Source organism: Streptomyces canus (assembly GCF_030815415.1).
In the GTDB taxonomy this organism is placed as follows: Bacteria; Actinomycetota; Actinomycetes; order Streptomycetales; family Streptomycetaceae; genus Streptomyces; species Streptomyces canus_F.
On sequence record NZ_JAUSWW010000001.1, the window covers coordinates 9,861,913 to 9,875,365 of the forward strand.

General features: G+C 69.2%; 13 protein-coding genes and 2 pseudogenes. 9 read left to right on the forward strand and 6 right to left on the reverse strand.

Going from position 1 to position 13,453, the window contains the following annotated elements; genetic code table 11:
* The first annotated feature begins 151 nt into the window (after positions 1-151).
* The 4 genes from QF037_RS45990 to QF037_RS46005 all read left to right on the forward strand — a co-directional run bounded on the left by QF037_RS45990 (position 152) and on the right by QF037_RS46005 (position 3,519).
* Positions 152-1,912 carry a S8 family peptidase gene (locus QF037_RS45990; protein ID WP_307035957.1) on the forward strand — a complete coding sequence of 587 codons (1,761 nt, stop codon included), beginning with the start codon at positions 152-154 and terminating at the stop codon, positions 1,910-1,912.
* 142 nt (positions 1,913-2,054) lie between these two features.
* Positions 2,055-2,465, forward strand: a complete 411-nt coding sequence (locus QF037_RS45995) for a DinB family protein (protein ID WP_307035959.1) — start codon at positions 2,055-2,057, stop codon at positions 2,463-2,465.
* 77 nt (positions 2,466-2,542) lie between these two features.
* Positions 2,543-3,229: a hypothetical protein gene (locus QF037_RS46000; RefSeq protein WP_307035961.1), complete on the forward strand. Its 687-nt coding sequence runs from the start codon at positions 2,543-2,545 to the stop codon at positions 3,227-3,229.
* 68 nt (positions 3,230-3,297) lie between these two features.
* Entirely contained in the window at positions 3,298-3,519 is a 222-nt protein-coding gene (locus tag QF037_RS46005) for a hypothetical protein (RefSeq protein ID WP_307035963.1), read from the forward strand.
* A gap of 37 nt (positions 3,520-3,556) precedes the next feature.
* On the opposite strand, the gene QF037_RS46010 is transcribed toward QF037_RS46005, so the two are convergent.
* Genes QF037_RS46010 through QF037_RS46020 form a run of 3 tightly spaced genes read right to left on the reverse strand, consistent with a single transcriptional unit; the run spans position 3,557 to position 5,377 of the window.
* Positions 3,557-3,706: a hypothetical protein gene (locus QF037_RS46010; RefSeq protein ID WP_307035965.1), complete on the reverse strand. Its 150-nt coding sequence runs from the start codon at positions 3,704-3,706 to the stop codon at positions 3,557-3,559.
* Positions 3,690-4,127, reverse strand: coding sequence for a hypothetical protein (locus QF037_RS46015; RefSeq protein ID WP_307035967.1), 438 nt, complete (start codon positions 4,125-4,127; stop codon positions 3,690-3,692). The genes QF037_RS46010 and QF037_RS46015 overlap by 17 nt, the downstream gene beginning before the upstream one ends.
* Positions 4,124-5,377, reverse strand: coding sequence for a cytochrome P450 family protein (locus QF037_RS46020; RefSeq protein ID WP_307037738.1), 1,254 nt, complete (start codon positions 5,375-5,377; stop codon positions 4,124-4,126). Before QF037_RS46020 ends, QF037_RS46015 begins: the two co-directional genes overlap by 4 nt.
* Positions 5,378-6,251: 874 nt before the next feature.
* On the opposite strand from QF037_RS46020, the gene QF037_RS46025 reads away from it, so the two are divergent.
* The 3 genes from QF037_RS46025 to QF037_RS46035 all read left to right on the forward strand — a co-directional run bounded on the left by QF037_RS46025 (position 6,252) and on the right by QF037_RS46035 (position 9,538).
* Entirely contained in the window at positions 6,252-6,545 is a 294-nt protein-coding gene (locus QF037_RS46025; RefSeq protein WP_307035969.1) for a hypothetical protein, read from the forward strand.
* Between the two features lie 297 nt (positions 6,546-6,842).
* Positions 6,843-7,847 carry a TIGR03885 family FMN-dependent LLM class oxidoreductase gene (locus tag QF037_RS46030; RefSeq protein WP_307035971.1) on the forward strand — a complete coding sequence of 335 codons (1,005 nt, stop codon included), beginning with the start codon at positions 6,843-6,845 and terminating at the stop codon, positions 7,845-7,847.
* Positions 7,838-9,538 (forward strand): alpha-amylase family protein, encoded by a 1,701-nt coding sequence (locus tag QF037_RS46035; RefSeq protein ID WP_307035973.1) that lies wholly within the window; start codon positions 7,838-7,840, stop codon positions 9,536-9,538. Before QF037_RS46030 ends, QF037_RS46035 begins: the two co-directional genes overlap by 10 nt.
* Positions 9,539-9,805: 267 nt before the next feature.
* Here QF037_RS46035 and QF037_RS46040 read toward each other — a convergent pair whose 3' ends face one another.
* The gene (locus tag QF037_RS46040) at positions 9,806-10,561 is read right to left on the reverse strand and encodes a ZIP family metal transporter (protein WP_307035975.1); all 756 of its coding nucleotides are present in this window, start codon (positions 10,559-10,561) and stop codon (positions 9,806-9,808) included.
* A gap of 171 nt (positions 10,562-10,732) precedes the next feature.
* Here QF037_RS46040 and QF037_RS46045 point away from each other — a divergent pair.
* A pseudogene (locus tag QF037_RS46045) lies at positions 10,733-11,669 on the forward strand (RNA-guided endonuclease InsQ/TnpB family protein); the annotation flags it as partial.
* A gap of 70 nt (positions 11,670-11,739) precedes the next feature.
* Here the strand turns inward: QF037_RS46045 and QF037_RS46050 are convergent.
* Entirely contained in the window at positions 11,740-12,045 is a 306-nt protein-coding gene (locus QF037_RS46050) for a DUF1330 domain-containing protein (RefSeq protein ID WP_307035976.1), read from the reverse strand.
* A 188-nt stretch (positions 12,046-12,233) separates the two neighbouring features.
* On the opposite strand from QF037_RS46050, the gene QF037_RS46055 reads away from it, so the two are divergent.
* Complete coding sequence (locus QF037_RS46055) at positions 12,234-13,136, forward strand: LysR family transcriptional regulator (RefSeq protein ID WP_307035978.1); 903 nt, start codon at positions 12,234-12,236, stop codon at positions 13,134-13,136.
* A gap of 149 nt (positions 13,137-13,285) precedes the next feature.
* On the opposite strand, the pseudogene QF037_RS46060 reads toward QF037_RS46055, so the two are convergent.
* A pseudogene (locus QF037_RS46060) lies at positions 13,286-13,395 on the reverse strand (IS5/IS1182 family transposase); the annotation flags it as partial.
* Positions 13,396-13,453 lie beyond the last annotated feature (58 nt).

Sequence of the window (13,453 nt, forward strand, 5' to 3'; positions counted from 1 at the left end):
ACGGAAAGGTACTTCCGTACAGGAGGACCCGTCTGACATCTTGCATCCACCACTCGTTTCGTACGGCCCGGCCGGTGCCCTCAGCACGGCCGGGCCGTTTCCGGAGGATGCCTTGATACCCCACATATCCAGCCGCTCCAGACGCACGCTGGTGCTGGCTGCCACGCTCGGTGCCGCCTTCGCGTTCGGCGCCCCGGGCGCCCTCGCGGGCACGCTCCCTGTCGCACCCTCCACCCTGCCGGCAGCCAAGGCTCACGCTCCGACGGCCGTGGCCGCTTCCCAGAGCGCGACCTGGGTGGCCGGCACGCGTGCCTACCTCGTGATCACCGCCCCCGGTGACAGTTCGGCGGTCCGCTCCGCGATCGCGGCCAACGGCGGCACCGTCTTCTCGAACTTCGACGCCATCGGCGTGATCGTCGCCCACTCGGCGTCCAACGGATTCGCCGCCACCATGCGCGGCGTCGCCGGCGTGCAGCAGGTCGGCGCCACGCGCACCTCGGACGTCCCAGCCGACGCCTACAACCCGGCGCTCCCGGCCAATCCGGCTCAGGCCTCGACCCCGGCCGGAGAACCGGTCCGGGCCGACATGAGCCAGATCAAGGCCGACCAGGCCTGGGCCGTGAACCCGGGCTCCGCCTCGGTCAAGGTCGGCATCCTGGACACCGGTGTGGACGACCAGCACCAGGACCTGGCGCCCAACTTCAACGCGGCCGACTCGGTCTCCTGCGCCTACGGCAAGCCCGACACCCGTGCCGGCGCCTGGCGGGACGTCGACACGCACGGCACCCACGTAGCGGGCACCATCGCCGCGGCCAAGAACGGCAAGGGCGTCGTCGGCGTGGCCCCCGGGGTGACGATCTCCGCGGTCCGGGTCGCCGAGCCGGGCAACTCCTTCTTCTTCGCCGAGAACACCATCTGTGGCTTCGTCTGGGCCGGTGACCACGGCTTCAAGGTCACCAACAACAGCTATTACACGGACCCGTGGCAGTTCAACTGCCCGGACAACATCGACCAGGCCGCCATCATCGAGGGCGTCAAGCGCGCCCAGGAGTACGCCGAGAGCAAGGGCTCCCTCCAGATCGCCGCCGCGGGCAACGAGAACTACGACCTCGCCCACAAGACGACCGACTCCGCGAGCCCGAACGACTCGACGCCGGTCACCCGCACCATCACCAACGCCTGCCTCGACATCCCGACCGAACTGCCGGGCGTGGTCACCGTCGCGGCCAACGGCACGGGCGTCACCAAGGCCTCGTTCTCCAACTACGGGCAGGGCGTCATCGACGTCGCGGCGCCGGGCAGCAACGTGTACTCCACCGTCCCCGGCGGCGGCTACGGCAGCAAGAGCGGCACCTCGATGGCCACCCCGCACGTGGTCGGCGTGGCAGCGCTCATCGCCAGCGCCAACCCGGGCATCACCCCGGCGCAGATCCGCGCCAAGCTGGCCGCCCAGGCCAACGACATCGCCTGCCCCTCGGACAGCCGCTGCACGGGCACGACGGCCGACAACTCGTTCTTCGGCGAGGGACAGACCGACGCCCTCAAGGCCGTCGGGACCACCCCGCCGCCCGGCAAGTACTTCGAGAACCTCGCGGACTTCGCCATCAACGACAACGCGACCGTGGAAAGCCCGATTGCCATCACCGGCGTGACCGGCAACGCCCCGGCCACCCTCAAGGTGGGTGTGGACATCAAGCACACCTACATCGGTGACCTGAAGGTCGACCTGGTGGCGCCGGACGGCACCGTCTACGCGCTGCACAACCACACCGGCGGCAGCGCCGACAACATCGCCCAGACCTACACCGTGAACGCCTCCTCGGAGGTCGCGAACGGCACCTGGAAGCTGCGCGTCAACGACAACGCCGCCTCCGACACAGGCAAGATCGACGCCTGGAACCTGACCTTCTAGCGCAGGGCCCGGCAACGCCCAAGCTCTCCGTCCGCGGCCGCGGACAAGGCGGGCTGTGGTCTGTTCGGCCAGGGCTGCGAACTGCTGCGCGGCAGAGGGCATATGGGCTTCGGCAGCGGTGTACGCCGCGGCCGGGGCCCATATGGCGGAGGCGTCCAGGAAGGCCCCGCTCCCCGGTTCGCCGCTGATGACGTTGTGCGGGTTGATCAGCCATCTGCGTTGGGTCGAGTACTACTGGTTCCACGTGATTTTTCTGGGCGAGGAGCTCGCGGGGCCGCTCACCGAGGCGACCGACGATGATCCCGACCCGGAGATGCGGACAGCAGTCGGCATCCCGTTGCCCCGGCTGCTCGCCGAGTACGAGGAGCAGAGCGCCCGCTACCGTCGCCTGGTGTCCGAACACGACCTGGACTCGACGGCCAAGCGTCCCCTCAGCGACGGCCGCCGCGTCGACCTCCGGTGGGTGATCCTCCACCTCGTTGAGGAGACGTCCCGCCATAACGGCCACCTCGACGTCGTACGTGAGCTCGTCGACGGGCGGACCGGCGCCTGACACCGGGGGAGCGAGGGAGAGACCTGATGGAACCCGTGGTGCCCGATCACGTGCCCCTTCCCGCGTCTTTTCCCATCGTGCCTGCGACCAATCCCGATGGCGGCTGGGGTAAGCGGCGCACTCCGTTGCCCGCGCCACCGCTCGATCTCGGCTGCGCGCGGTCCGACGGAGAGATCGGCTACGTCGCACTGCGCACCCTCGTGTTGTCCACGCCGGCGCCTGGGGAGCGTAGGGCCCTGCGCGAAGGGCTTGCGCCCGACGAACGGGCACGCCTCACCGCGCAGACGGCGGGCCTGGAAGGAGAGCGCCTCCTGATGGTCCGCGCGGGGCTGCGGCTGCTCCTGGGACAGTTGCTGGACGCCGACCCGGAGGCGGTCGTCCTCGATGACGGCCCCTGTCCGCACTGCGGTCGGGTCCATGGCTGCAGTGCGTGCTCCCCGGCCGGCCGTCGGCTGCACTTCGCCACTGTCGGGCGAGAAGATTTCGTCGTGTACGCGGTCAGTCGCTTCCCCGTCGGGCTCGGGCTCGCCGTGACCGACGGACCCGACCGCGAGGCATGGCTGCGGGGCCGCAAACCGGCCCGGCTCGCCGCGGCCCGCGAGGGAGTGGCTCGGGGACGGTGTTCGCGCCCGCGGGACGGTTCGGTGGAGCACATCGTGCGCTACGTCGATACGGCGCCGGAGCACTGCTGCGTCGTATCGGTGGTGTACGAGGTGCCTTTCCACAAGGACGCCCCCATTTCCCTGGACCCGGCGACCGACTAGAGACAGCTGCTGCCCACTCTGTTGTACGCGGACGGGCCGGTGACCTCGTTGATGGACCTGACACGCTCGTGGTCGAGCACCGGCGCCGGCACGGCGCGATGTACGCCGCGCTGAACCACAACCCGATCGGCACCGCTCGGCCTGGGCGGCTGCTGGCCGCGCTGCTGCAGCTGAAGGCCGCCGAGGGACGGCTGGTGCCGGCTGTGAACGTGACCAACTGGCTGCGTCCCGATACCCCGCCCAAGATCAAGCTCAGTCGGATGTTCCTTGGGTCAGAAACGCGGCACTGAGACTGGGACAGGGGCAGGCGGAAACGAGGGCCTCTGGTCAGTAGACGTACCACTGCTGGGAAGCACCGCCGGTGCACCTGGTGAGATTGACGTGGCGGATGTCGTTGATGTCCTTTGGCTGCACGCCAAGACAGGTCTTGGTGAGGTGCCAGCCCGCCAGCGACCGACTGTCAATGTGGTAGCTCACGCTTGTTCCTTTCGAGGGCCGACGCCGCAACTGCCCCCGCGGCACAGCAGGGGAGCAGCACGGCGACGGCGACGAGTGTGGGGTTGACGAAGGTGGGCACCAAGTCGTGCTGAGCGTTGCACTTGTTGTGCAGAGGGAACCAGCGTGAGGGCTCACGCCAGTGTTCAGCCCGGTATTCCTTGTCGTACGGCACGCCACGAGCCGCGCACGCCTCCCCGACGTCGAGGCCGCCGGAAAGGGCTCCGACGAACCAGGTGACGCAGCCGATACCGACGAGCACGACTGCGGGGAAAGCCCACCATGCGGGGCGCTTCCAGCGGCGAGCCGGCAAGCCGCGCGCGGTCTTCCAGACACTCAGCACGAACACGCCCAGAAGAATCACCAGGAGGGCGCTGATCGCCAGCGTCGAGACGGCGTTCACTTACGACGTGGTCCTTTCGTTGAGCGGCGGGCGTCCCGGGAGCGGGAGGCGCCCTTCGGGGATGACTCATGGTTCGCGCGGACGGGAAGCGATACGAGCCCGCGGACGAGACGCGTGTGGCGCCACTCCAACCGGTCGGCTGGTCCAGCGAGCCGGATTCCGGGAAACCGGCTCAGTACCGCTCGCAGGGCGATCTCCGCCTCGGCCTTGGCCAGGGGAGCGCCGACGCAGCGGTGGATGCCGTGGCCGAAGCTGAGGTGGGCGGTGGCGTCCCGGTCCAGGTCGAGCAGGTCCGGTGACGGGTAGCGTGCCGGGTCGCGGTTGGCGGCTCCGAGGGCGATCAGTACCGGGGTGCCGGCCGGGATGTCGGTACCGCCGAGCGTGACGGCTTCGGTGGTGAACCGGAAGGTGGCGGTACTGATGGGGGAGTCGAATCGAAGCAACTCGTCGAGTATGGCCGGGACATCGTCCGGATTCTTCCGGAGGCGATCCAGCTCGGCGGGGCGCTGGAGCAGCGCGAGGGTGGCGTTGCCGAGGAAGTTGGTGGTGCTCTCGTGCCCGGCCACGAGCAGCAGCACCGCCAGGGAGACCAGTTCCTCTTCGCTGAGACGGTCGTCTGCGTCGCGAGTCGAGATGAGTCCGTCGAGGAGGGAGCTGCCGGGCTTCAGGCGCTTTGCGGCGATGAGGGCCGTCATGTAGTCGGCCAGGGAATGCGAGGCCGCGTCGATGGCGTCGGGCCTGCCTGCCGCGAACAGCTCCCCGGACCAGCGCCGGACGTCGGGCCGGTCTCCCGCAGGCACTCCGAGCAGTTCGCAGATCACGATGACCGGCAGCGGCACCGCCAGGCCGGCCACGAAGTCGAACCGTTCGCCGACGGGCCACTGATCCAGCAACTCGTCGGTGACGCGGGCGATGAACGGACGCAGCTGCGCGACGGCTCCGTTCGTGAACGCCTTGGTCACCAGCTTGCGCAGCCGGGTGTGCTGGGGTGGATCGGTGGCCAACATGGTGTGTGCCACTGCCGGGTGCAGCCGACGCCGTGACTCCTTGCCCGCGAAGAACGCGGCCGTGTCCTTCGAGAGCCGAGCGTCGCCGAGGGCTTCCCGGGCTTCCGCGTAGCCGGTGACCACGTAGCTGGGGTGCCCGCCGGACCCGGTGGGCAGGGGCTGCACGGGGCAACTGGACCGCATGGCCGCGTAGGTGGGGTAGGGGTCCTGGAGGAAGCGGGGGTCTTGGCTCGGGTCGGTCATGCTTTCAGGCTGCAGCCCGCTCCGGCTGGTCGTCATCCGCGACACGCCCAACACAGGGCCGGCAGGCGTCGGTTGGTCGGTTGCCAGGAAGAGCAGGAGCCGCTTCGTGTCCGCGCGGAGGTCCTTGTGGGAGACGGCCTTCGCCGACGGCAGGACGACCTCGTCGGCGAACCGGCCGGTCTTCGAGGCGGGCGGCGCTGCCTTCACAACCACCGCCTCGACCGCCGTGGCTCCTTGCCCCGTTCCAGCGCCGTAGGTGGCCTGGGCCATCTCCCGCACCCGGACCGGAACGGCCGAAGGACGAGGACCAACCGGTCCAGATTCACGCGGAGATAATTCCCGTCGTCCGAGGAGCGGGGCGCGTCAACTGCACGACGCTCGCCCGCCAGTACCTTCCGCGCATGGACGTTGCCCTCGTCCCCTGCATCGCACAGGACGCAGAGCATGGTCGTCCCCTGAGCGGAACAGAACTGGTGGTATAGCGGCAGAATTCGCGTGACTGCAGATCAATGCTGGTCGCTGCCGCGGTGGGAGGGGGCGGGGCGAATCCGGGTCGAATGTGCCTTCCTCTCGCGCATTCGGTTTGTTGTTGCAGGTCAGCAGCACGATCAGGCGCCTTGTGTCCGGGCGCGTGAGCGGCGGCCGAACCCGAGGGCAGAGGGACTGCTATCGGCAGGTTCTTGGTCTGCTGGTGGTACCTGGTTGACAGGTTGCTGACCAGTGTAAATATCCTCGATCGAGGCGGGAGCGGAGTGGGTCGCCTGGCAGCTCATGGATGCCGGCTACCAGGTGAAACCGGATTACTGGGACTGGGGTGCGGGCGACAGATCCCTCAGGCTGATCGAGAGGAGAGATAGGGGGTACACGGCTGCGCATGGCACCGAAGAACGATGACTCCAAGCTCCTGCGGGCGGTACGGCAGATGCGCCGCATCCGAGCCTTCTACACGCTGGGCGTTCTTCTCTGGGCGGCGACGGCTGCCTGGGGAGGCTGGCAGAACCCCGGCAGTCGGCAGATGTGGGTGCCCGTACTCATGCTGGTCGTCTTCGCCGGTCTGCTGTCCGCGACGACCCTGTGGCTGCGGCAGCACCGGTCCGAGGACGCCGACAGGCCCGCCCACCACGCGGCTCCACGGAGGCCGGCCGTCCGTCGCCACGCGAGCACCTGACACGCGGACATGCGAGCCCGGGGCCTGAGGACCCGCGGCGGCGCTCGGCCGGACACGAAGCCGTCGGCACCGAGGGCGACGCGGTCGCCGACGCATGGCGCAGACGGCTCTCGCCGGAGCGGGCCTCTTGAGGTCGCCCAAGGTCGCTCCGCCGTGGACGTCCTCCGAGGCCACTTACCGGGGCCCCCGCGCCCTGCAACCCCACCACGCGCATCGTGCGGCGCGGGAGTCGCGACGGCGACGACCCCCGTGGGGTCGGCGCCCGCTGAGGGACCGTCCGGGGGGTAGTCGCTTGCCATGACTGTCTACGGATTACACGCCTCGCACGAGCAGATTCCGCCCGCGGAGCTGCTCGACGCCGTGGTACGCGCGGAGCAGGCGGGCTTCACCGCCGCCATGTGCTCGGACCACTTCTCGCCGTGGAGCGTGCGTCAGGGGGAGTCCGGCTTCGCCTGGTCATGGCTCGGAGCCGCCCTCCAAGCCACCGACCAGGTGCCGTTCGGTGTGGTGAACGCGCCCGGTCAGCGCTACCATCCCGCCGTCGTTGCCCAGGCGATCGCCACGCTCGCGTCCATGAACCCGGGCCGGTTCTGGACCGCGCTGGGCACCGGAGAGGCCTCCAACGAACACATCACCGGCGCGGGCTGGCCCCGCAAGGACACCCGTTCCGCGCGCCTGCGGGAGTGCGTCGACGTCATCCGGGCGCTGTTGCGGGGCGAGGAGGTCAGCCACGACGGGCTGGTGAGGGTGGACCGGGCCCGGCTGTGGACGCTGCCGCCCGAGGAACCGCCGCTGATAGGAGCCGCGTGCAGCACTGCCACCGCGGCCTGGTGCGCCGAGTGGGCGGACGGACTGATCACGGTCAACGCCCCGCGCGAACGCCTGCGCGAGATCATCGGCGCGTACCGTGACGCGGGCGGCCGTGGACCCCTCCACCTCCAGGTGCACCTGAGCTGGGCGCCCGACGAGGCGGAGGCGCTCGCCCTCGCGCACGATCAGTGGCGGACCAACGTGCACGCCCCGCCGGTCAGTTGGGACCTCGACTCCGTGGAACTGTTCGACGTGGTCAGCGAGCACGTCACCCCCGAGCAGGTGGCGCGCACGGTCGAGGTCTCCTCCGACCTCGGCCGGCACGCCGCCCGGCTCCAGGAGTACGCCGACCTGGGGTTCGACGCGGTGATGCTGCACCATGTGGGCCGAGAACAGGCCGCGTTCATCGACGCGTTCGGCACCGAGGTACTGCCGCGACTCGACGTGACCCGTCCGATCCCCGCCACGGCGAAGGAGTACCGATGCGTCTGACACGCACCTCCGACCTGTGGTGGAAGAACGCGGTGGTGTACTGCCTGGACGTCGAGACGTACCAGGACGGCAACGGCGACGGCATCGGAGACTTCGCGGGGCTCACCCAGCGCATCGACCACCTGGTGCGCCTCGGCGTGACCTGCGTGTGGCTGATGCCCTTCTACCCCACGCGGGAGCGTGACGACGGCTACGACATCACGGACTTCTACGGCGTGGACCCGCGCCTGGGCACCCTCGGCGACTTCGCCGAGTTCGTCCGCACCGCGCGCGACCGAGGCATCCGCGTGATCGCCGATCTCGTCGTCAACCACACCTCCGAGGACCACCCCTGGTTCAAGGACGCCCGCTCCGGCCGGGACTCCGCCCACCGCGACTGGTACGTCTGGAAGGACGAGCCACCGGAGGACGGCCCCCAGGGCGTGGTCTTCCCCGACGCGGAGGACAGCCTGTGGGAGTACGACGAGGGCAGCGGCCAGTACTATCTGCACCGCTTCTACAAGCAGCAGCCCGACCTCAACGTCGCCCACCCCGAGGTCCGTGACGAGATAGCCCGCATCATAGGCTTCTGGACCCAGCTCGGCCTGTCCGGCTTCCGGGTCGACGCCGTGCCCTTCCTGTTGGAGACCGACGGACAGAGCGACGCGGGGGAACTCCCCGACCCGCACGAGTACCTCGCCGACCTGCGTGCCTTCCTCGGCCGCCGCAACGGCGAGTCGGTCCTGCTCGGCGAGGTCAACCTGCCCTACGACGGCACCACCCGCTTCTTCGGCGACCCCTCCTCGGACCGCGGCGACGAACTCACCATGTGCTTCGACTTCGTCGCGATGCAGCAGATGTACCTGTCGATGGCACGCCACGACGCCAGGCCGCTGGCCGCCGCACTGCGCGACCGCCCCGCGGCACCGCGCGACGCCCACTGGGCCATGTTCGTGCGCAACCACGACGAACTCACCCTCGACAAACTCAGCGACGACCAACGGGCCGAGGTGTTCGCGTCCTTCGGCCCGGAGAAGGACATGCAGCTGTACGACCGAGGGCTGCGGCGCAGGCTCCCGCCCATGGTCGACGGCGACCGACGCCGCGTCGAACTCGCCTACAGCCTGCTGTTCACCCTGCCGGGCACCCCTGTGCTCTTCTACGGCGAGGAAATCGGCATGGGCGAGAACCTGGCCGCGGAGGGACGCCAGGCCGTGCGCACCCCGATGCAGTGGACCCCGGAGAAGACCGCCGGGTTCTCCACCGCCGAGCCGGACGCCTTCCCCAACCCGTTGGTGGACGGCGCGTTCGGCCCCCAGAAGATCAACGTGTATGAGCAGAGCCGCGATCCTGCTTCCCTGCTGAGCCGCATGCGTCTGTTCATCGAACGCTACCGGGAAGCTCCCGAACTGGCCTGGGGTGACTACCGTTTGCTCACGACGGGGGAGGACGCCGTGCTGGCGCACGTCTGCCGCGCCGGTGACGGCACCGTGCTGGCCGTACACAACTTCGCGGACCGGCCGCACACCGTACGGCTGGAACTGGCCGAAGCCGGATCCGGCGGACGGTTGACGGACCTGCTCGACGAGGGACACAACGGTCTCAAGGCAGGCCAGGACGGCATGTTCCACGTCGACCTGCCCCCGTACGGCTACCGGTGGCTCCGCGTCGGCACCCCGGCGGACGACCCCGAAAGCATCGCGTCCGGCTGACAGGCCCATGGTTGGGGCTGCAGCGGGCTCGGCGGAAGACGCGCGAGGGCTGCCGCGGTTCACCCGCCGACCTCGGCAGTATCTGGGGCGCCGTCACCGCCTTTCCGTCAGCTCGGTACTACAACGCCTCCGGCACCGTTCAGGGCCGGTATGGGCATGCCAGATTCCCCTGGGGACCTGCGGGCGCCAGGGCCTTCGGACGGGACTCGGGCGCCACCCGTCACACACAGCACCACGGCATGGTCCGTCCCCTTACAGCCCCAGCGGTCAGGTGTGGGAGAGGGCGAAGGAGACGAGGAAGCCGCTCACGGTGATCAGTCCGATGGCAAGGTGGGCGTCTTCGAACGCTTCGGGGATCATCGTGTCGGCGATCATGGCGAGGATCGCCCCGGCCGCCACCGCGGTCACCGCGGCGATCACGGCGGGGGAGAAGGAACCGATGACCGTGTAACCGAGGACGGACGACACCGTGCTGGCCGCGGCGATGGCGGTCCAGACACCGAAGACATACCCCTTGGTGCGGCCGGCCTTCTTCATCCCTGCCGAACTGGACAGCCCCTCGGGAACGTTGCTGATGAACACCGCGGCTACCGTCACCAGACTCACCGCTCCGCCATCCAGCAGGCTGACGCCGATGACCGCGGACTCCGGCACCCCATCGAGCAGGGCGCCGAGCGCGAGCGCCGCCCCGGACCCGCCCTGCTCGGCCTCCGAAGGCTGCGCCTGCGCGTGGCCGGAGCGCTTGCGGTGGCGTGCACCCTGGCCGGCCAGCCACACGTTGCCCCCGGTGTAGGCGAGCGCGCCGATGAGGGCGCCGATGGCCGCGGGGGCAAGCCCCGCCTGCTCGTACGCCTCCCCGACCAGCTCGAAGGACACCGCCGAGATCAGCACACCGGCACCGAACGCCATCACCGTCGCGATCACCTTCTGCGGCACCCGCAGCCCATACCCCAGCGCAGCACCGAGCAGCAGCGCCGAGCCCGCCACCAACCCCCACAGTCCAGCCTGTACGACTTCAGCCATGCCGACCCGTCTACCCGTAATGGATGTGGATCAACAGGCAACCTGCGCGGCCGTCCACCCACGGAGAAGGGAAATCGGGGCTTGGCGGGGCGCCTGACCGGTCCGGCGCCCCGGTACCGCCTCCGGCGAGACGGCCGTCCTCATCGGGTTCCACTTCGCAGCCGAGAGGCGTTCCCGACGGCCGGTGAGCTGTCCAGGAAGCTGATCACCGAGGCGAAACAGACACCTGAGCGGTCCTGGTTGGGCGAGGTCTCCGCTGTCGTGCTCCAGCAGTCGTTGCGGGACGCGGAGGCCGCCTACAGGAACTTCTTCGCCTCCCTCCAAGGGGCCCGCAAGGGTCCGAAGATGGGTGCACCCCGGTTCAAGTCCCGCAAGGACAGCCGTCAGTCGCTCCGCTTCACCGTCAACGCCCGCTGGTCGATCACCGATTCCGGGCGGCTGAACCTTCCCAAGGTCGGGGCGGTGAAGGTGAAGTGGTCCCGCACCCTGCCCGCCAGGCCTTCCTCCGTCACCGTGATCAAGGACGCGGCCGGACGGTACTTCGCCTCCTTCGTGATCGACACCGATCCGCACGCCGACGCCACCGCGATGCCCGACAGTGACCAGAGGGTCGGCATCGACCTGGGCCTGATCCACTTCGCCGTCCTCTCCAACGGCACGAAGATCGATTCCCCGCGGTTCCTGCGCCGCGCGGAGAAAAAGCTGAAGAAGGCCCAGCGGGGCCTGTCCCGCAAACAGAAGGGATCGAAGAACCGGGAGAAGGCCCGTCTGAAGGTTGCCCGCGTGCATGCGCAAGTGGCCGACGCCCGCCGTGAGTTCCACCACCAGCTCTCCACGAAGCTGATCCGCGACAACCAAGCGATCGGCGTGGAAGACCTGGCGGTCAAAGCACTGGCACGCACCGGGCTGGCGAAGAGTGTGCACGACGCGGGCTGGACGCAGTTCGTGCACATGCTGGAATACAAGGCGGTTCGGTACGGGCGGACCCTGGTGAAGATCGGCCGGTACGAGCCGACCAGCCAGACCTGCTCCACCTGCGGGGCCAAGGACGGGCCCAAGCCCCTGCACATCAGGACCTGGACCTGTGCCGTCTGTGGTGCGGTCCAACGACGGTCGCGCATCGCCGAGAGCGCGGGAGTCACCAAGAGCACCTTCTCAGTGATGGCTGGGCCCGCTGGTCAGTTGATGCCGTCGATGATGCGGAAGTCGCGCTGGACGCCGTCGGGGAGGGCCGCCAGAGCCTTCTGGTATGCCTCGCTCTCGTATGCCGCGACAGCCTGTTCAAAGCTGTCGAACTCGATCAGAACGACGCGTTGCGTGATGCCGGCCTCGTGGGCGACGACTCGACCGCCACGGGACGGGATCCGGGACAGGAGGCGCCCGCCCCCGGCCTGGACAGCCGGACCAGCCAGCTTGTCGTAGGCAGTCAGCCCCTCAGGGTCGGAAATTGCGGGGTAGACACTGACCCAGTAGCCCTTAGCCATGGAACCCTCCTGTGGTGGGCCGGACACGTCCGGCGTCGAATGGACACGCAGATCGATCGCTCCCGGCGACGGGTACTGCGGTCAGTTGAACCGTCATAGGCGCAGGTTAGGGCTTGATGCGCGGGCGAGGGAAAGACCGGTACGGGATAGACTCAGAGCGGATCGTTATCAATCGGCCGGGAGGGCACGTGGCGCCGGATACGGTGAGCCTGCGGTACTTCCTGGTACTGGCGCAGGAGTTGAACTTCACCCGCGCGGCCGCACGGATCGGAATCGCACAACCCGCACTCAGCGCCCGGATGCGCCGGTTGGAGGCGGAACTCGGTACGGCCCTGCTGGTCCGCAACACGCGCAGCGTCGTGTTGACCACGGCCGGTGCGGCTTTGGCGGAGTCCGCGCCGCCCGCGCTGGCGGCGCTGGACCGGGCGTGGGACACCGCCCGGAGCGCCGCGGCCGGTGAACTGGGCACGCTGCGCATCGGATACAGCCTCAGCGCCGGGGCCGAGACGGTACCGGCCCTGGTGGACAGGCTGCTGCGCGGCACCAGCGGACTTGAGGTCGGCGCGGTCCCGATGGCGACACCGGAGATCTCCCCGGCGGTCGCCGAGGGCCGTATCGATGCCGGGATCACCCGCGGTGAACAGCCGGGCCGTGGCGTGCGCCGGTACCTGCTGCGGCGTGCGCGCATCGGGGTCCAGCTGGCGCAGCACCATCCGCTGGCCGAACTCGCGGAGATCGAGATCGCCGACGCGGCCGCGTATCCGCTGCGGCTGCCGGACCGTGCGGCCAACCCCGTGATCCACGAGCAGCTGTCCGCACTGTTCCGAGACACCCGGCCACACCCCCGATTCCACACGCCCGCAGTCGCTTTCGACATGTCTCAGCGCGACCTGCGCGACGGGGTCACCCTCGCCCCGGCCGGCGAAGCCGCGGCCACGGCACAACCGGCCGGTCTCACCTGGCGACCGCTGAAAGGCGCGCCCAGCCTGACGATCCACCTGGTCCTGCCACGCGAGCAGTCGCCGCTGCACCGCCGTATCCGTGCCGTCGCCCAAACCCTGGCGCACGAGCTGCACTGGCTGCCGGACTGACGCGCAAGAGGTCAAGCGAAACGGACGACTACGGTGGCAAGGCCAAAGACCTTGCGCACGGCGGACTTCGCGGTGATGACGACGAGGGTGGTCGTGCTGCATGTCCGACACGACCTCGCCGGCGGATCAGCATCCGATGATGGCCCCAGGTCCGCGCCCTCACGCCGCAACCCGCTGATCAACTTGCCGAACTGGCGCGGACTCAACCCAGTGAACGGGCTATCCGTGACGGCTCCGATGCCGTGACCACACCAGCCACAGCAAGATCACCTCGGCCCGGGGCTAGCTATTGCGAGGCCGCTCTCCGACTTCCCCGC